Consider the following 17,183-nt stretch of genomic DNA (forward strand, 5'->3'; position numbering starts at 1 on the left):
CGCGATCGCCATACTTTCTATTTAGCTGAGTTTGAGGCATCCAGATGGAAAAATGTGACCCTATCGGCGCAAGATTAGATCGCTTACCTTTATCTCGATTTCATTTTCGTATTTTCGGCATTATTAGTTTTAGTTTATTAATAACCGGTTTTCTCAGCTACTCCGGGAATGTGGTATTGGCAAAATTAGTCAGTACCGGCTGGTCAAATAATTATCTCAATGCCGCGTTTACCTCAGCGTTGATGTTCGGCTACTTTATCGGTTCACTCGGCGGTGGCTTTATTGGTGATTACTTCGGACGACGCAAAGCGTTCCGTATCAATTTGCTAATCGTCGGGGCCTCAGCCTGTGCGGCAACGTTTGTGCCCAACATGTATTGGCTTATCTTTTTCCGCTGTCTGATGGGGGTTGGAATGGGGGCGCTAATTATGGTGGGCTATGCCTCATTTACGGAATTTATTCCGCCTGAGGTGCGCGGAAAATGGTCTGCCCGCCTGTCGTTTGTCGGCAACTGGGCGCCAATGCTATCGGCGGCAATTGGCGTCGTGATTATTGCCTTTATAAGCTGGCGGGTGATGTTTTTGCTTGGTGGTATGGCAATGCTGTTGGCCTGGTATCTGTCGGGAAAATACTATATTGAATCCCCGCGTTGGCTGGCTGGTAAAGGTCAAAGAAGTGAAGCTGAAAAACATCTTTTACAGGTGGAATCGCAAATTGAGAAAGAAAAAAACATCACTTTATCCTCCTGCCAGAATGGTTGCCTGACGGCGGACTTAAGCACGGAAAGTGGGTCATTTTGGCTCCTGTTCAAGGGGCCGATGTTGCGCTGTACGTTGGTGGCGATCACTGTGCTTATCGCGATGAATATTTCGCTCTATACCATTACGGTATGGATCCCGACGATATTTGTTAATTCAGGAATCGATGTAACGAAATCCATCTTTATGACCGCGATTATTATGATTGGCGCGCCAGTTGGAATATTTATTGCTGCGCTAATTATCGATCGTTTTCCACGGCGGTTATTTGGTTCATCCTTGTTGATTATTATCGCGTTGCTCGGGTATTTCTATTCGATTCAAACCGAAGAGTGGGCCATTCTGAGCTATGGGCTGGTGATGATCTTTTTTCTGTATATGTATGTTTGCTTTGCTTCTGCGGTGTATGTCCCTGAACTGTGGCCCACGCATCTTAGATTGCGGGGGTCGGGTTTTGTTAATGCAGTCGGAAGGATTGTCGCGGTGTTTACGCCTTATGGCGTTGCTATTTTGTTGACCCGTTACGGGTCGATTACGGTCTTTATCGTGCTAGGCGTAATGTTGGTGCTATGCGCGCTGATTCTTTTTTGTTTTGGCATCGAAACACGCAAAGTATCGCTGGAAGAGATTTCAGCGCTGGCCTGAGAAAATGCGCCGACAGGAGTGACCCTGTCGGCATCGCTTACGGCTGGGTTTCCAGCCAGTCATCAAGCGTATACAGCGTTGCGCCCGCCGCCGCCATTTCCATAAAAGCCTCTGCACTGTCCTGGGGGTGAATATTGACGCCACGACAGCCGTCGGTAATCACGCTGACGGTGTAACCAAGATCGAGCGCATCCAGTACGGTGAACTTAACGCAATAGTCGGTAGCCAGCCCCATGATAATAAGCTCGGCAATGCGGTGTTCGAGCAGCCAAGCGTTCAGCGCGGTTGCCTGACGACGGCCGTTATCAAAAAAAGCACTGTAACTGTCGACCAGTGGATTCTCTCCCTTGGTGAAGGTTTGAGAAATCGCACGTTGGTTCAACAGCGGATGCAAAGCTGCCCCTTCGCTGTTTTGCACGCAATGATCGGGCCAGAACGTCTGCGCCAGGCCATCGAGTTGCCCCTGACTGTAGGGTTCGACCTGATGCTGACTGGCAAAGCTACCGTGATTCGCCGGGTGCCAGTCCAGACTGGCAACGACAGTGTCGCCGCGTACTGTGCACCAGTCAATCAGACGGTTGGCAATATCGATTGTGCTGTCGCCTTGCGGAACGGCGAGAGCGCCGCCGGCACAAAAGTCATTTTGTAAATCGACCAACAGTAAGGCTCGGGCCATGGGCATAGACTCCTTATTCGTCCGGGGTAAGCTCGCCGCGCAGATTTTGCGTCATTGCTTCACGAATGGTCTGCGTGTCCAGTCCTTGGCTCAGTAGATAGTGCAATTTGGTGAGCGTAGCCTCGACGGTCATATCCGCGCCGCCAATCACGCCAGCATGCGCCAGGGCATTCCCCGTCGCATAGCCACCCATATTTACCTTGCCGGACATACACTGGGTCAGATTCACCACCACAATGCCACGCGAACTCGCATCTTCAAGCTCTTTCAGAAATTCTTTGTTTTGTGGGGCATTGCCCACGCCGTAGGAGCGCAATATTAACGCTTTTACCGGTTGGCGCAGGAAGTTGCGCACCACATCAGCAGAGATGCCGGGATAAATGGTGACCACGCCAATTGGTTGTGGAGTAATAGGATGAACAATCAGTTCTCCTGTGCCGTGTGGGGCTGGTGGTGTACCCAGTCGACGGATATGGATCCCGGCTTCCAGCAGCGGTGCAAGGTTAGGGGAGGCAAAGGCGTCAAAACCATCGGCGTGCGCTTTAGTGGTACGGTTGCCGCGAAACAGTCGGTTGTTGAAAAACAGGGTCACTTCATTGATCGGGTAATTTGCCGCCACGTACAGCGCATTCAGCAGATTGATTTGCCCGTCTGAACGTAGCTCTGCCAGCGGGATTTGTGACCCTGTCACAATTACCGGTTTACCCAAATTCTCCAGCATGAAAGAGAGCGCTGAAGCCGTAAACGCCATGGTGTCAGTACCGTGCAGGATGACAAAACCGTCGTAATCGTCGTAGTGCGCTTTAATGTCTTCCGCAATATGCTGCCAGTCTTCAGGCGTCATGTCGGAGGAATCCATCAGCGGGACATATTCGTGGATGGTGAAGTCTGGCATCTCTGGGCGGTGGAATTCAGGCATCAACGCCAGCTGACGCTGGAGATGACCGGAAACAGGAATATAACCCTGTTCGGAGCGCTGCATACCAATGGTACCGCCGGTATAGGCAACGTAAATCGATTTCTTTTGCATGACTTATCTTCTGTCTCAAAGAAAACCCCTCTTCATCCTGAAGAGGGGTCAATAGTTAGCGAACGTTGGCGCAGGTCAGGCAAAACGCATATCGGTTTTGCGGATCGTTAAACGCGGCCAGCTTATCGCTTTCCGCTTTTACCGCGCTCGCCGCAGAAGCAAGCGGTGGCGGGAGCATGGCCTGAATGGCTTCGGGCAGCATGGCGCGAACGGAGCCTGACATGCTGTCCATCACCATATCGACGAATGTTGGTTCGTCCTGATAATACTCAATATGCCACTGTTTCAGTTTGGCAAGCTCAGCCGCTTTCGCGACGGCGTCGTCAAAATCACCGAGGCTGTCTACCAGTCCGTTGGCTTTCGCATCCTGACCGGTCCAGACGTGGCCCTGCGCGATTTTGTCAATCTGCTCAGGCGTTGTCTTACGCGCATCCGCAACCAGCGTGATAAAGCGCTTATAGCCGTTCTCAATGCTCAGTTGCATCATTTGCTGGACTTCAGACGGTAACGCTTTGGTGATGGAGATATCCGCCAGCGGGGATGTCGCCACGCCGTCGGTATGTACGCCAATAGAATCCAGACTGTTTTCGACGGTGTTGATCACACCAAAGATCCCGATTGACCCGGTCAAGGTGCTGGGGTTTGCCACAATGTAGCTGGCTGGCGTGGAGATCCAGTATCCACCAGAAGCCGCCATGCCGCCCATGGACACAACAACCGGTTTACCCGCCGCTTTTGCCGCAGCCAGTTCAGCACGAATGACTTCGGAGGCGCTGACGCTGCCGCCAGGGCTGTTCACACGCAGCACAATCGCTTTAACTTTCGGGTCGAGACGCGCTTCGCGGATCTGTGCGGCAGTGGTGTCGCCACCCACATTTCCCGGGGTTTCTTCACCGTCCATAATCGCGCCATTCGCGAAGATAACGCCAATGCTGTCTCCGGTATCCGCTGGCGTTTTCAGCGAATAATCGTAATAGCTTACTGCGCGATAGTTTTTATCCGCTTTGCTCCAGCCAAACTGTTTGGTCAGCATTTTTTCGACTTCAGCGCTGGAAGCGAGTGCATCCACCAGTTTGTTGTCGAGTGCGTATTTCGCGGTATCACCATCGACTTTCGTTAATCCGTCCAGCATCGCCTGCGCGCCAGGGAACACCTGCTGAGCAGGGATCTGGCGGTTGGCGGCGACCGTGTCGAGATAGTTCTGCCACAGCTCGCCGATCCAGCGGCTGTCCGCTTCACGCGCGGCAGGAGACATATCATCGCGGATAAACGGCTCTACGGCAGACTTATAGGTTCCGACACGGAACACGTGCGTGGAGACCTTCAGTTTGTCGAGCAGAGACTTGTAGTACAGACCGTTGGTGGCAAAGCCGTGCAGATCAACGGAACCCTGAGGAGAGAGGTAAATTTTGTTGGCAAAACTGGCGAGGTAATACTGTCCCTGGCTGAAGTTATCGCCCACGGCAAAGACCGGTTTCCCGCTGTCACGGAATTCCCGCAGCGCTTTGCCGATATACTGCATGGAGGGCTGGTCAGCCCCGGCAAAATTTTTCAGATCCATCACGATGCCGGTGATGTTGCGATCATCTTTTGCCTGACGAATGGTATTCACGATATCAAACAGGGAGTTTTCCTGCAGACGATCGGAACTGGCGCCAAACAGCTGACGGCCAATCACGCTTAAACGACTGGTGCTTGAGGGTTTATCAACAATCACCCCCGAAATATCCAGCAGCAGCGCGCCTCGCTCAGCGTGTTCGCTGGTATTGCTGCTGCTGACCTGCATCCAGATGCCCACGCCAACCAGCACCAAAAAGATGAAGAACAGGTTAAGCACAAATTCACGGACGAAATTGAGTAATCGCCATGTCCATTTAAAAAATCCGGCAATAAATCGCCACAGGGTTCGCATGTATTCTCCCTACCGATTAACAACACGCCATCCCGAAATCCCGGAGAAAGGCGATAAGATGAGGCTATCGTAATGACCCGACAGGCACTTGTCAGCAGGAATCACCGCCTGTGCTGTAACAAAATCCGCTCACGTGTTAATTTTGTGAACAAATCTCATTGTTGGAGTTAAGCAAATGGATGCACTCGAATTACTTATGACCCGTCGTAGCGCCTCTCGTCTCGTCGATCCGGCCCCGGCTGGAGAGCAACTGCAAAATATTCTACGGGCGGGAATGCGCGCGCCGGACCACAAAACGCTGCAACCGTGGCAGTTCTTTGTTATTGAGGGCGAGGGACGCGAACGCTTTAGTGATGTACTGGAAAAAGGCGCGATTGCCGCAGGCAGCGATGAGAAAGCCCAGGAAAAAGCGCGCAGCGCACCGTTTCGCGCGCCGCTGATTATTACCGTGGTGGCGAAATGTGAAGAAAACGACAAAGTTCCGTTATGGGAACAGGAAATGTCTGCCGGTTGTGCGGTGATGGCCATGCAGATGGCTGCAATTGCGCAGGGCTTTGGTGGTATATGGCGCAGCGGCGCATTAACCGAAAGTGCGGTCGTTCGTGACGCGTTTGACTGTCGCCCGCAGGATAAAATCGTTGGTTTTCTCTATCTGGGCACACCACAGCTCAAAGCGTCCACGACGGTTAACCTTGCCGATCCGAGCGCATTCGTCCGTTATTTCTGATATCAACGGCAAAACTGTCTGGATTATGAGCAAAGACACCCGAATTCAGACAGTCACTCTTACCACATCATGGAATGAGCGCTACCATATCCGGATTGCAATGACAGGAGATGTCCATGAGCGAGCAAGCTATTCGTTTAACGCAATACAGCCACGGAGCCGGTTGCGGTTGTAAAATTTCCCCAAAAGTGCTGGAAACCATTCTGCACAGCGAGCAGGCGAAGTTTGTTGATCCGAACTTACTGGTGGGTAATGAAACCCGAGACGACGCGGCCGTATACGATCTGGGGAACGGCACCAGCGTTATCAGCACCACCGATTTCTTTATGCCGATTGTCGATAATCCGTTTGATTTTGGCCGCATCGCTGCGACTAACGCCATCAGCGATATTTTCGCAATGGGCGGCAAACCGATTATGGCAATTGCTATTCTGGGCTGGCCGCTGGATAAGCTGGCGCCGGAAATCGCTCGCGAAGTTACCGAAGGCGGACGCTTTGCCTGCCGTCAGGCGGGTATTGCGCTGGCGGGCGGCCACTCTATCGATGCCCCAGAACCTATCTTTGGCCTTGCGGTAACCGGCATTGTGCCGACCGAACGCGTGAAGAAAAACAGCACCGCCGAGGCCGGATGTAAGTTGTTCCTGACCAAGCCGCTGGGTATTGGCGTCCTGACTACCGCAGAGAAAAAATCGCTGCTGAAAGACGAACACAAAGGACTGGCGACGGAAGTGATGTGCCGGATGAACATTGCAGGGGCGGCATTCGCCGATATCGACGGCGTGAAAGCCATGACCGACGTTACCGGTTTTGGTCTGCTGGGACATCTGAGCGAGATGTGTCAGGGCGCGGGCGTTCAGGCGCGGATCGTCTACCAGGATATTCCTAAGCTTCCTGGCGTTGAAGAATACATCGCGCAGGGCGCGGTGCCGGGCGGAACCCAGCGTAACTTTGCCAGCTACGGACACCTGATGGGTGAAATGCCGCAGTCGGTACGCGATCTGCTCTGCGATCCGCAAACTTCTGGTGGTCTGCTGCTGGCGGTAACGCCGGAAGCTGAAGCCGAAGTGAAAGCGACGGCAGCGCAGTTTGGCATCGACCTCACCGCGATTGGTGAGTTAGTGGAAGCTCGTGGCGGTCGCGCCATGGTTGAGATCCGTTAACTCGATGCGGTTGTTTATTGCCGAAAAACCGAGTCTGGCGCGCGCTATCGCCGATGTGCTGCCGAAGCCGCATCGCAAAGGTGACGGTTTTATTGAATGCGGAAACGGACAAGTGGTGACCTGGTGCATTGGTCACCTGCTTGAGCAGGCGCAGCCAGATGCCTACGACAGTCGCTATGCTCGCTGGAGTCTGGTCGATCTGCCGATTGTCCCGGAAAAGTGGCAACTGCAGCCGCGTCCCTCGGTGACCAAACAGCTCAATGTCATTAAGCGCTTTTTACATGAGGCCAGCGAAGTCATTCACGCAGGTGACCCCGACCGTGAAGGACAACTGCTGGTGGATGAGGTACTTGATTACCTGCAACTGGCCCCTGAAAAGCGCCAGCAGGTGCAACGCTGCCTGATTAACGACCTCAACCCGCAGGCCGTCGAGCGGGCTATTGAGCGCCTGCGCGCCAACAGTGAGTTCATTCCGCTGTGCGTGTCGGCACTGGCGCGGGCGCGGGCGGACTGGCTGTACGGTATCAATATGACGCGTGCTTACACCATTCTTGGGCGTAACGCGGGCTATCAGGGCGTACTTTCGGTCGGGCGCGTACAAACGCCGGTGCTCGGCCTGGTTGTGCGTCGCGATGAAGAGATTGAAAACTTCGTCGCCAAAGATTTCTTCGAGGTAAAAGCACATATCGTGACGCCTGCCGATGAGCGATTTACTGCTATCTGGCAGCCGAGCGAAGCGTGTGAGCCGTATCAGGATGAAGAAGGGCGCTTGCTGAATCGTACCCTGGCTGAACACGTGGTAAACCGCATTAACGGCCAGCCGGCGATAGTCACCAGTTATAACGATAAACGGGAATCAGAATCTGCGCCGCTGCCGTTTTCGCTTTCGGCGTTGCAGATTGAAGCGGCGAAACGCTTTGGCTTAAGTGCGCAAAACGTTCTGGATATCTGCCAGAAGCTGTATGAAACCCATAAGCTGATTACCTATCCGCGTTCGGATAGCCGTTATCTGCCGGAAGAACACTTTGCCGGACGTCACGCGGTGTTGAACGCGATTAGCGTTCATGCCCCCGATTTGCTCCCGCAACCAGCGATCAATCCTGATACGCGAAACCGCTGCTGGGACGATAAAAAAGTGGATGCGCACCACGCCATCATTCCTACCGCACGCAGTTCGTCCATCAACCTGAACGATAACGAAGCGAAAATTTACAACCTGATTGCCCGTCAGTATCTGATGCAGTTCTGTGCGGACGCGGTCTTCAGGAAGTGCGTTATTGAGTTGGATATCGCCAAAGGAAAGTTTGTCGCCAAAGCGCGTTTTCTGGCGGAGGCCGGATGGCGCACGCTGCTTGGCAACAAAGAGCTCGATGAAGATAACGACGGGACGCCGCTGCCGGTGGTGGCAAAAGACGATGAGCTGCTGTGCGAAAAAGGCGAAGTGGTTGAACGTCAGACCCAGCCCCCGCGGCACTTTACTGATGCCACGCTGCTGTCAGCGATGACCGGGATTGCGCGCTTTGTGCAGGATAAAGATCTGAAAAAGATCCTGCGTGCCACGGATGGATTAGGAACGGAAGCGACGCGCGCCGGGATTATCGAGCTGCTGTTTAAACGCGGATTCCTGGTAAAAAAAGGGCGTTATATCCATTCTACCGACGCGGGAAAAGCGCTGTTTCACTCGCTGCCTGAAATGGCGACGCGTCCGGACATGACCGCGCACTGGGAATCTATCCTGACCCAAATCAGTGAAAAGCAGTGTCGTTATCAGGACTTCATGCAGCCGTTGGTGGGAACGCTGTATCAGCTTATCGATCAGGCGCGCAGCACGCCGGTACGACGCTTCCGTGGCATTGCCGCTCCGGGCGGTAGTGGTGGCGATAAGAAAAAGAGCGCGCCGCGTAAACGTACGGCGAAAAAAAGCCCGCCATCTGAAGAGGCGGGCGTGTAGTTTGCAGGCCGGATAAGGCACGTGTGCCGCATCCGGCGTACGGGATGAATTAAATCACACCCTGGCCCAACATCGCGTCGGCAACTTTCACGAATCCCGCGATGTTGGCGCCACGTACGTAGTTGGTTTGCTTGCTTTCGCCGCCATACTCGACGCAGGCATGGTGAATATCCAGCATGATGTGATGCAGACGCGCATCCACTTTCTCCGCCTTCCAGCCCAGACGAGCGGCGTTTTGCGCCATTTCCAGACCAGATGTCGCTACGCCACCGGCGTTGGCTGCTTTACCCGGTGCGAACAGGACGCCCGCTTCGAGGAACAGGTCGGTGGCTTCGATGGTGGTCGGCATGTTGGCCCCTTCGGCGACAGCTTTCACACCGTTGGCGATCAGCACGCGCGCCGCATCGACATCCAGTTCGTTCTGAGTGGCGCACGGCAGGGCGATATCAACCGGAACCGACCACGGCTGTTTGCCTTCCAGATAGGTCAGGCCAAACTCACGAGCGTAATCCGCCACGCGACCGTCACGGCTGTCTTTGATCGCGCACAGACGCGCCAGTTTTTCTTTGGTAAAGCCGCTTTCGTCAACCACGGTACCGCTGGAATCGGAGGCGGTAACGACGCGGGCGCCAAACTCCATAGCTTTTTCAATGGCGAATTGCGCCACGTTACCGGAACCAGAGACCGCTACGCGCATGCCTTCAAAGCCCAGACCATGGCGTTTCAGCATTGCTTCGGTAAAGTACACCAGGCCGTAGCCGGTGGCTTCCGGGCGAATCAGGCTGCCGCCAAAAGAGAGACCTTTACCGGTAAAGACGCAGGCGCTGTTGTTGGACAGTTTTTTCATCATCCCGGCCATAAAGCCGACTTCACGACCGCCCACCCCGATATCGCCCGCCGGAACGTCGGTATCGGGGCCTAAATGGCGGAACAGTTCGGTCATCAGCGCCTGGCAGAAGCGCATGATTTCGCCTTCGCTTTTTCCTTTCGGATCGAAATCGCTCCCGCCTTTACCACCGCCCATTGGTAACGTGGTGAGGGCGTTCTTAAACGTCTGCTCGAAGCCAAGGAATTTCAGGATCGACAGATTCACGGAAGGGTGAAAACGCATACCGCCTTTGTACGGGCCAATGGCGGAGCTGAACTGCACACGCCACGCGCGGTTAACCTGTACCTGATTGCGATCGTCCAGCCAGACTACGCGGAACTGGATCACGCGCTCCGGTTCAACCAGACGTTCCAGCAATGACATCTGACGATAACGTGGGTTTTGTTCGAGGAAGGGCCACAGTGTCGTCATTACCTCACGAACGGCTTGCGCGAACTCGGTCTGATTCGGGTCGCGCTTTTGCACATGGTTAAGGAATGACTCCAGAGAACATGTCTGATCCATAGATATAAGAACCTCTTATGTATTGATATGGTTATATTTTTGATTTTTGTGTTAAGTGTTTTGCAGTTTTTGACTATAACATCAGCAGTGTGACGGGACGCAAGAAAAAATTAACCCCGCTAAGTAAATTAATATTGCGCCGCGGGTCATAACCAAAAACGATGACGGAAGGGGCTAAAGTTTCTGCCGATTTATACCGTTATACTGAGCATAACTGTCAGTCAAAAAGGAAAGAATATGCGCCGTTTAATCGTGGCAGGAGCGTTGGCAATAATGTCCAGCGCGACGCTGGCAAATCAGCTTTATCGCCCGGACGTGCAGGTGAATGTGCCGCCGGAAGTATTCAGTTCCAGCGGTCAGCGGGCGCAACCCTGTAGTCAGTGCTGTATTTATCAGGATCAAAACTACTCAGAAGGGGCGGTGATTAAGGCGGATGGCGTTCTGTTGCAGTGCCAGCGTGATGATAAAACGATCAGCACGAATCCGCTGGTCTGGCGGCGCGTAAAAGGATAAACGCTTTTAACAACGGGATATCGGCAGGCGCCAGCGGATAACGCAGCGCCTCTTCGGGCGAACACCAGACGATATCCTGATGCTCATACGCCTTCAGTTCTCCCTGATATGACGGCACATGCCAGGCATGTAAGTGAATCAGTCGGCCTGAAACCTCGCGTTGATGGCTGGCAATGTAGCGCCCAACGACCGCCTCGATGCCCAACTCTTCACGCAGTTCACGGACCAGCGCCTCAGGCTGACTTTCGCCAGACTCAACCTTACCGCCGGCAAACTCCCACATACCTGACTGATCCGCATGCTGCGGACGTTGAGCCAGTAAAATTTTGCCATCACGTTCTATGATAGCGGCGACCACGTCGAGGGTTTTCATTATATTCATCAAGATCTAACGGCAGAAAGTGACATACTATCGTTATCTTCGTTTTATCTAAAGTATTCAGGAGCAACAGTTGAACGATCCTCAGTCGTGGGTAAAACCGTTAACGCGTATCCCTTTCAGTTTAAACCCGCTCGTTGCGACGCAGAAAAAGCATTATGGCGATGTGCTGCATCCCACGCGCTGGTGGGGGCGGATGCCATTTCTGTTCTGGCTGGTAGCGCTGTTTGTTGGATTTCTGGAGCGTAAAAAGGCGCGCTTAACCCCGGTGATGCGCGCATTGCTAATGACCCGCGTATCTCAGGTGTGCCACTGCGCTTTCTGCGTTGATGCCAACAGTTTACGGCTGGCTGAACGCTGCGGCGCGCTGGATAAAGTCTTGCAGGTTGCCAACTGGCAAGAATCGACGCTGTTCAGTGCAGAAGAGCGCGTAGCGCTGGCCTATGCGGATGCGGTGACCGCAACGCCTCCACAGGTTGACGATGCGCTGAAAGCGCAGATGAAGCAGTATTTTACCGATACCGCCATTACTGAAATGACCGCGCTGATTGCGTTTCAAAATCTCTCGGCGCGTTTTAATGCCGCACTCGATATCCCCTCCCAGGGACTGTGCGACAGTTATAAAGGACGCCCGCATGCTTGACCGTCATCTTCACCCGCGATTAAAACCGCTTTTGCATCGCTGCGTGGGGGTCATTGATAAACCCGCGATTACTCCGGACGGACTTACGCTTGTCGGTTTTGCCATTGGTGTGCTGGCGTTGCCATTTCTGGCGCTAGGCTGGTATCTGGCGGCGCTGGTGGCCATTGTGCTCAATCGGCTGTTTGATGGGCTGGATGGGGCGCTGGCTCGGCGTAGAGGGCTTACCGATGCGGGAGGATTTCTCGATATCTCGCTTGATTTTCTGTTTTACGCTTTAGTGCCGTTTGGTTTTATTCTTGCCGCACCGGCGCAAAATGCGCTGGCAGGCGGCTGGCTGCTGTTCGCGTTTATTGGCACCGGCAGCAGCTTTCTCGCCTTCGCCGCGCTGGCGGCTAAGCATCAGATAGATAACCCTGGCTACGCGCATAAATCGTTTTATTATCTGGGTGGGCTGACCGAAGGAACCGAGACGATTTTGCTGTTTGTGTTGGGATGTCTGTTCCCGGAATATTTCGCTGTGATGGCGTGGGTCTTTGGCGCGCTGTGCTGGATGACGACGTTCACCCGGATCTGGAGCGGATATCTGACGCTGAAAGCGGTTCAGCGTCAGGCGTAATGTATTGCGTTGCCGGATGCGCTTATCCGGCAATCGTGACCATTTTACTTGCTGGCGTCCGGACCCCGTTCACCGCGGGCAACCGGGTTTTTCGGATTGCTGCTCCACTCATACCAGCCGCCGTCGTAAACAGAGACGTTTTTCCAGCCCATCGCGCGGGCATACATAAACGTTTCTGAAGCACGCCAGCCGGTGCCGCAGTAGAAAGAAACCTGCTGGTCTGGCGTGATATTCCACTGTTTCCACATGGCGGCGATGTCATCCGCGCTGCGCATGGTGCCATCCGGATTATGGAAATCTTCCATATGCGTGGAATCGCTGCCTGCGTGGCCCCAGCGTGCGCCTGCGATCTCACCTTTTGGCTTGATGTAGCTATAGCCGCTGGTAGTACCGATAAACTCCGGCCATGAACGAATGCTCACCAACGACGCATCCTGGCGATGCAGCAGGCCGCGAGCCTGTTCCATATTCAGCATCAACTGCGGCTGGGCAGGAATTTTTACGCCGAAATCAGGTTCTGGCTTCACCGTCGGCGGAGTACCACGTTTGACCGGTAAACCTGAGTCGGACCAGGTTTGCCAGCCGCCGTCGAGCAGACGAACATCTTTCACGCCTGCATACAGCATAATTTGCGCCACGCGCGCGGCGGCATAAACATCGCGGCCATATAAAATCACCGTAGTGTCGTGGCGAACACCGTGTTTCGCCAGCATCGCTTTGAGCTGCTCGTCGGAAACTTTATTCCACAGTGGTTCGCTTTCGACTTCGTTGGTATCAATATAGCCCGCACCGGGGATATGGCTCAGCAGATACAACTTCGGCGCGCCCCAGGCGGCTTCAATCACTTTCCAGTCACCGGTCGGTTTAGCAGTCACGTCTTTACCCTGCTGCAGGTCGTGCAGCCACTGCGGGTAAACCAGTTGTTCGAAGTGCGGCAGACGTTGCAGACGGGCAGGGTCCGTAAGCGCATCGCTGAGGGTTGAGATATGGCTAAAGCCGACTTTCTGCAGGCGAGATTTGACGGCCTGCATGTCGCTATCGCTGCCATACAGCGCCACCGGCGCGTCGGTTTTCAGCTGATGTGACTTAACCCAGGCGCTGAGTTGTGCATCATTCATCGTGTCGAGCCAGGCGGCAGACAGGTTCAGCGCGGAAGGTTCGTGTCCTGAAGGACCATTGAGCGACTGCGGCCAGCCGTTGTAAAAAGCGCTCTGACGGGTATCGATCGCCGCGCCTTGCTTTTGCTGTAACTGGTTGAGGGTGAGCGTTTGTGCTGTTTCAGCAGCCCAGGATGAAGCGCAAGCGAGCCCTAAAGCCAGTGCCAGCGCGGTCATTTGAGAAACACGTTTCATCGAATAGCCCGACGTTGAAAAAAGAGGACGACATTCTGTGCCGCCAGTGAAGTAAAAACCTTGCGTTAACGCAGCATATCGCTACATTCACGCCCAGCTTTCCATCTGTAATACACGGCCTGCGGGCGGAACGTCCTGCGCGTCATGGGTAACCTGGACCACCGGTATACCCAGCTTACGGACTTCAGTGAAGACCCACTGGCGAAAGGTATCGCGCAGTGACGCATCCAGCCTGCTAAAGGGTTCATCGAGTAACAGCGCCTGAGGCTGCGCCAGCAGCGCGCGAAGCAGGGCGACCCGCGAACGCTGCCCACCGGAGAGCGAAGCCGGATCGCGTGAATAAAATCCTGCCAGGTCCGCGCGCGCGAGGGCGCTTTCTACCTCATGACGCCTGGCGGGACCTTGCAGACTGGCGGGTAAGGCCAGCAGTAAATTCTGCCCAACGCTGAAATGGTCAAACAGCAGCGCATCCTGGAACAGGATGCCAATCTGGCGCTGCGCGGTAGGCAGGGTGTCAATGCGTCGTTCGTTGAGCCACAGTTCGCCTGACGCCTGAAACTGAGGAGACAGCGCTCCGATCATCCACGAAAATAGCGAAGACTTTCCGCTGCCGGAAGGCCCCATAATAGTGACAATGTCACTTTTATTTGCCTGAAAATTAACGTCCTTCACCAGCGCTGTCGCGCCCTGGTACAACGAAACGTCTCGTACGGTAAGCATTAGCGGAGTCCTTGTCGAAAGCGGCCAATCCACGCAGCGAGAAACGCCGTGAGTGCGAAAACTAACAGTGGTAACAGAAGCTGCCATAATGCCTGGGTAGCCAGAATCGCGGTGCTACCACCGCTGCTTAATGCCACCGCTTCGGTGGTCAGCGTCGGATAGCGTCCGGCACCTAACCACAGCGTCGGCATATACTGGGCAATACTGACAGAGAATCCAACCGCGAAGGCAATCAGCGCCGGGCGCACTAGCAGTGGGCATTTCACCTGCCAGAATATCCGCCCCCGCGTCCAGCCCAGCGTTTGTGCAATCAAAATCAATCGCGGATCAATACGTTGCCACGCCGGTTTGAGAACAAACAGCATCCATGGCATCACCCACAGCAGGTGGCCCCAGATAATGGTCGTCATCAACCCATCCTGTCCGCCATATAATGCCAACAGGTACTGTCCGGTCACCAGCGGCAGCGCAGGCAAAATGAGCGGTAGCCAGACCCAGCGGTGTCCGGTTTGTGGACCCCATTCCAGCCAGGCAAACAGTATCAGCAGCGCCAGCACGCTGGAAAGGAGTCCCAGTTGCAGGCTGTTGCTGAGCGCCTCGCTGTTTAGCGAGGAATAGTTGGCGAGAAGGGCCAGCACCAGCGCACATACCACACCGCTCACGGGTAAAAGCTGTACCAGCGGGCGTGCAGTCGTAGCGGATGGAAAACGCAGGCGTTCACCGTTGACTGCCGGAATAGTGCGTCGCCAGATGCGCCAGAACAGATAACCCACCAGCGCGATAATAAGGAGCAACAACACCAGCAGCAGGCTGGCGAGCGCACCTTTAGCCTGCTGTTCGACATCGCCCTGACTGAGCCATTGCCAGCTCAATACGGCAAGCGTTGGCGGATTGCCTGGGCCAAGAACGATTGCCACATCCACAACGGAGAGTGACCAGGCGACAATCGCCAGCATAGCTTTGCCCAACGCCGGGGCGATAGCGGGCAGAACCAGCCACTTCAGGCATTGCAGTCGGCTGTAACCCAGCGAATCCAGCACGATAACCTGCTGCGAAAGTTGTTTTTCACTTAGCAGGGCCGAGAGGATCCATAACAAAAAGGCGCTCTCTTTCACGGCCAGCGTCACGCCAAGTCCAATGCCGTAGCGATCCGGCTGGGGGCTGAAAAACGCAAGCCATTGCCAGAGCAGGCCGCCTTCGGCAAAAACTAACAGCACGCTGGTGGCAAAGGCAACGTGCGGAATTGCCAGCAGCCAGGGAAGACGCGTATACAGACGTACCCAGCCAGCGCCGGGCCACAGGGCGAGGATTGCCAGCAGAGCGATGAGCAGCGCGCCGCCAGCCGCGAGGATTACGGAAACCAGCGTTGCCAGTAACGCCTGCGGGAATTGAGGATCGGTGACTAACGCCAGCCAGTGTGCGGTGCTAAGCGCCGGTGCTATCAGCGACAATGCCGCTGGCGCCAGCGGCAGATAAACTGCCGCCATAATGGCCCAGAGTAGCAGTATTAATGCGTACCGTAGCGGCGTAGCCATTCTTGTTCCAGAGCGTTTACCCAGGCTGCATGCGGTTCTGGCAGTACGGCAGGGAGTCCTTGCGGGATCCGCGCCAGCAACGCATTACGCTGTTCGACAGGTAATTTTTGTGGATCAAGCACCGAAGGATCTCCCCAGACAGTCGGGTCGGCTTTGCGCAGTTGCGCTTCGGGCGAAAGCAGGTAGTTTGCCACGACTTTCGCTCCGGCGCTGGCGCGCGCATTCGCCGGAATGGTGACAAAATGCACGTTGCCGAGCATGCCCTGTGAGAAACCAAAACTATAGCTGCTTTTGGGCAATTCGCCGCTGGCCACTTTTTGCTGTGCGTGGGCAGGGTTAAAGGTTATTGATAAACGCAGAACGCCACTATTAAGCAGCGCATCCATTCGCGCAGGCGTGGGCGGAAAGTCTTTGCCTTCGCGCCAGAGTGCAGGATGCAACGCATCAAGATAGTACCATAACGGGGCAGTAACGTCGGCGAAGGTGGTTGCATCAGGAGCGATTTTCAACGCTTGCGGTTTGGTGGTGAGCGATAGTAACAACTGCTCAAGAAACGCTGTTCCGGTAAAATCTGGCGGGCGCGGATAGGTCACGGTACCGGGGTGCGCCTGCGCGAACTCCAGAAGCGCCTGCGGGGATTGCGGCGGCTGCGCGGTGAGATCGCGCCTGGCAATAAAGGTTAGCTGGGCGCCGCCCCACGGTGATTCAGCCCCCTCCGTTGGAACGGAGAAATCTTCCGTCACCGGTTTTTGGGTATCAACATAGCGCCAGTTAGGCAGCGTTTGCGCCCACTGAGTTTGCAGCAGTCCGGCTTCTTTCAGCGTACGGAAGTTTTCGCCGTTAACCCACAGTAAATCTACAGAGCCACCGGTTTTTCGCCCGGATGTCGCTTCCGTCTGAATGCGTTTTACGGCGTCGGCAGCATCCGCCAGGCGCACGATTTTTAGGTTAATGGCGTAGTGCGTTTTCATCTCACCGCTAACCCAGTCGAGATACTGATTAACTGCATTGTCGCCACCCCAGGCGTTGAACCACACCGTCTGACCGCGGGCATCTTTTTTGATTTGCTGCCAGTTGGCGTCCTGGGCAAACGTCGCCAGCGGGCAGAGCAACAAACTCAGGCACAATAAGCAGTAACGCATAATATCTCCATTGCTAAAAATGGGGGAAGTC

The 17,183-nt window shown here is 54.7% G+C and carries 16 protein-coding genes; 7 read left to right on the forward strand and 9 right to left on the reverse strand.

The window, feature by feature from the left end:
• Positions 1-44 precede the first annotated feature (44 nt).
• Complete coding sequence (locus OGV77_RS14130; protein WP_075146044.1) at positions 45-1,403, forward strand: MFS transporter; 1,359 nt, start codon at positions 45-47, stop codon at positions 1,401-1,403.
• Between the two features lie 37 nt (positions 1,404-1,440).
• On the opposite strand, the gene pncA is transcribed toward OGV77_RS14130, so the two are convergent.
• The 3 genes from pncA to sppA are packed head-to-tail and all read right to left on the reverse strand — an operon-like array spanning position 1,441 to position 5,021.
• On the reverse strand, positions 1,441-2,079 hold the full coding sequence (pncA, locus tag OGV77_RS14135; RefSeq protein ID WP_075146045.1) for a bifunctional nicotinamidase/pyrazinamidase: 639 nt from the start codon (positions 2,077-2,079) through the stop codon (positions 1,441-1,443).
• Between the two features lie 13 nt (positions 2,080-2,092).
• Positions 2,093-3,109: an asparaginase gene (gene ansA, locus OGV77_RS14140; protein WP_043016631.1), complete on the reverse strand. Its 1,017-nt coding sequence runs from the start codon at positions 3,107-3,109 to the stop codon at positions 2,093-2,095.
• A gap of 55 nt (positions 3,110-3,164) precedes the next feature.
• Entirely contained in the window at positions 3,165-5,021 is a 1,857-nt protein-coding gene (gene sppA / locus OGV77_RS14145; RefSeq protein ID WP_043016630.1) for a signal peptide peptidase SppA, read from the reverse strand.
• Positions 5,022-5,196: 175 nt separating this feature from the next.
• Here sppA and OGV77_RS14150 point away from each other — a divergent pair, with 175 nt between their 5' ends.
• The 3 genes from OGV77_RS14150 to OGV77_RS14160 all read left to right on the forward strand — a co-directional run bounded on the left by OGV77_RS14150 (position 5,197) and on the right by OGV77_RS14160 (position 8,859).
• Positions 5,197-5,748 carry an NAD(P)H nitroreductase gene (locus OGV77_RS14150; protein ID WP_047411778.1) on the forward strand — a complete coding sequence of 184 codons (552 nt, stop codon included), beginning with the start codon at positions 5,197-5,199 and terminating at the stop codon, positions 5,746-5,748.
• A gap of 116 nt (positions 5,749-5,864) precedes the next feature.
• The gene (gene selD / locus OGV77_RS14155; RefSeq protein WP_087050663.1) at positions 5,865-6,908 is read left to right on the forward strand and encodes a selenide, water dikinase SelD; all 1,044 of its coding nucleotides are present in this window, start codon (positions 5,865-5,867) and stop codon (positions 6,906-6,908) included.
• 4 nt (positions 6,909-6,912) lie between these two features.
• On the forward strand, positions 6,913-8,859 hold the full coding sequence (locus OGV77_RS14160; protein WP_087050662.1) for a DNA topoisomerase III: 1,947 nt from the start codon (positions 6,913-6,915) through the stop codon (positions 8,857-8,859).
• Positions 8,860-8,908: 49 nt separating this feature from the next.
• Here the strand turns inward: OGV77_RS14160 and gdhA are convergent, their stop codons facing one another.
• A complete protein-coding gene (gdhA, locus tag OGV77_RS14165) occupies positions 8,909-10,252 on the reverse strand; it encodes an NADP-specific glutamate dehydrogenase (protein ID WP_003832501.1) in 1,344 nt (447 codons plus the stop codon).
• A gap of 237 nt (positions 10,253-10,489) precedes the next feature.
• Between gdhA and OGV77_RS14170 the strand changes: the two genes are divergently transcribed.
• Positions 10,490-10,765: a YnjH family protein gene (locus OGV77_RS14170; RefSeq protein WP_043016626.1), complete on the forward strand. Its 276-nt coding sequence runs from the start codon at positions 10,490-10,492 to the stop codon at positions 10,763-10,765.
• On the opposite strand, the gene OGV77_RS14175 is transcribed toward OGV77_RS14170, so the two are convergent.
• On the reverse strand, positions 10,725-11,138 hold the full coding sequence (locus tag OGV77_RS14175) for a pyrimidine (deoxy)nucleoside triphosphate diphosphatase (RefSeq protein ID WP_047411768.1): 414 nt from the start codon (positions 11,136-11,138) through the stop codon (positions 10,725-10,727). The genes OGV77_RS14170 and OGV77_RS14175 overlap by 41 nt on opposite strands.
• A 79-nt stretch (positions 11,139-11,217) precedes the next feature.
• On the opposite strand from OGV77_RS14175, the gene OGV77_RS14180 reads away from it, so the two are divergent.
• On the forward strand, positions 11,218-11,787 hold the full coding sequence (locus OGV77_RS14180; protein WP_087050661.1) for a carboxymuconolactone decarboxylase family protein: 570 nt from the start codon (positions 11,218-11,220) through the stop codon (positions 11,785-11,787).
• Positions 11,780-12,403 carry a CDP-alcohol phosphatidyltransferase family protein gene (locus tag OGV77_RS14185; protein WP_087050660.1) on the forward strand — a complete coding sequence of 208 codons (624 nt, stop codon included), beginning with the start codon at positions 11,780-11,782 and terminating at the stop codon, positions 12,401-12,403. Before OGV77_RS14180 ends, OGV77_RS14185 begins: the two co-directional genes overlap by 8 nt.
• A gap of 44 nt (positions 12,404-12,447) precedes the next feature.
• On the opposite strand, the gene OGV77_RS14190 is transcribed toward OGV77_RS14185, so the two are convergent.
• The 4 genes from OGV77_RS14190 to OGV77_RS14205 all read right to left on the reverse strand — a co-directional run bounded on the left by OGV77_RS14190 (position 12,448) and on the right by OGV77_RS14205 (position 17,152).
• Positions 12,448-13,755, reverse strand: a complete 1,308-nt coding sequence (locus OGV77_RS14190) for a sulfurtransferase (RefSeq protein WP_087050659.1) — start codon at positions 13,753-13,755, stop codon at positions 12,448-12,450.
• Between the two features lie 87 nt (positions 13,756-13,842).
• The gene (locus OGV77_RS14195; RefSeq protein ID WP_080625076.1) at positions 13,843-14,475 is read right to left on the reverse strand and encodes an ATP-binding cassette domain-containing protein; all 633 of its coding nucleotides are present in this window, start codon (positions 14,473-14,475) and stop codon (positions 13,843-13,845) included.
• Positions 14,475-16,010, reverse strand: coding sequence for an ABC transporter permease family protein (locus OGV77_RS14200; protein WP_087050658.1), 1,536 nt, complete (start codon positions 16,008-16,010; stop codon positions 14,475-14,477). Before OGV77_RS14200 ends, OGV77_RS14195 begins: the two co-directional genes overlap by 1 nt.
• The gene (locus OGV77_RS14205) at positions 15,983-17,152 is read right to left on the reverse strand and encodes an ABC transporter substrate-binding protein (RefSeq protein ID WP_087050657.1); all 1,170 of its coding nucleotides are present in this window, start codon (positions 17,150-17,152) and stop codon (positions 15,983-15,985) included. The genes OGV77_RS14200 and OGV77_RS14205 overlap by 28 nt, the downstream gene beginning before the upstream one ends.
• Between the last annotated feature and the right edge of the window lie 31 nt (positions 17,153-17,183).

Origin of the sequence: Citrobacter sp. Ce129 (genome assembly GCF_030334545.1) — a bacterium.
GTDB lineage: Bacteria > Pseudomonadota > Gammaproteobacteria > Enterobacterales > Enterobacteriaceae > Citrobacter > Citrobacter europaeus.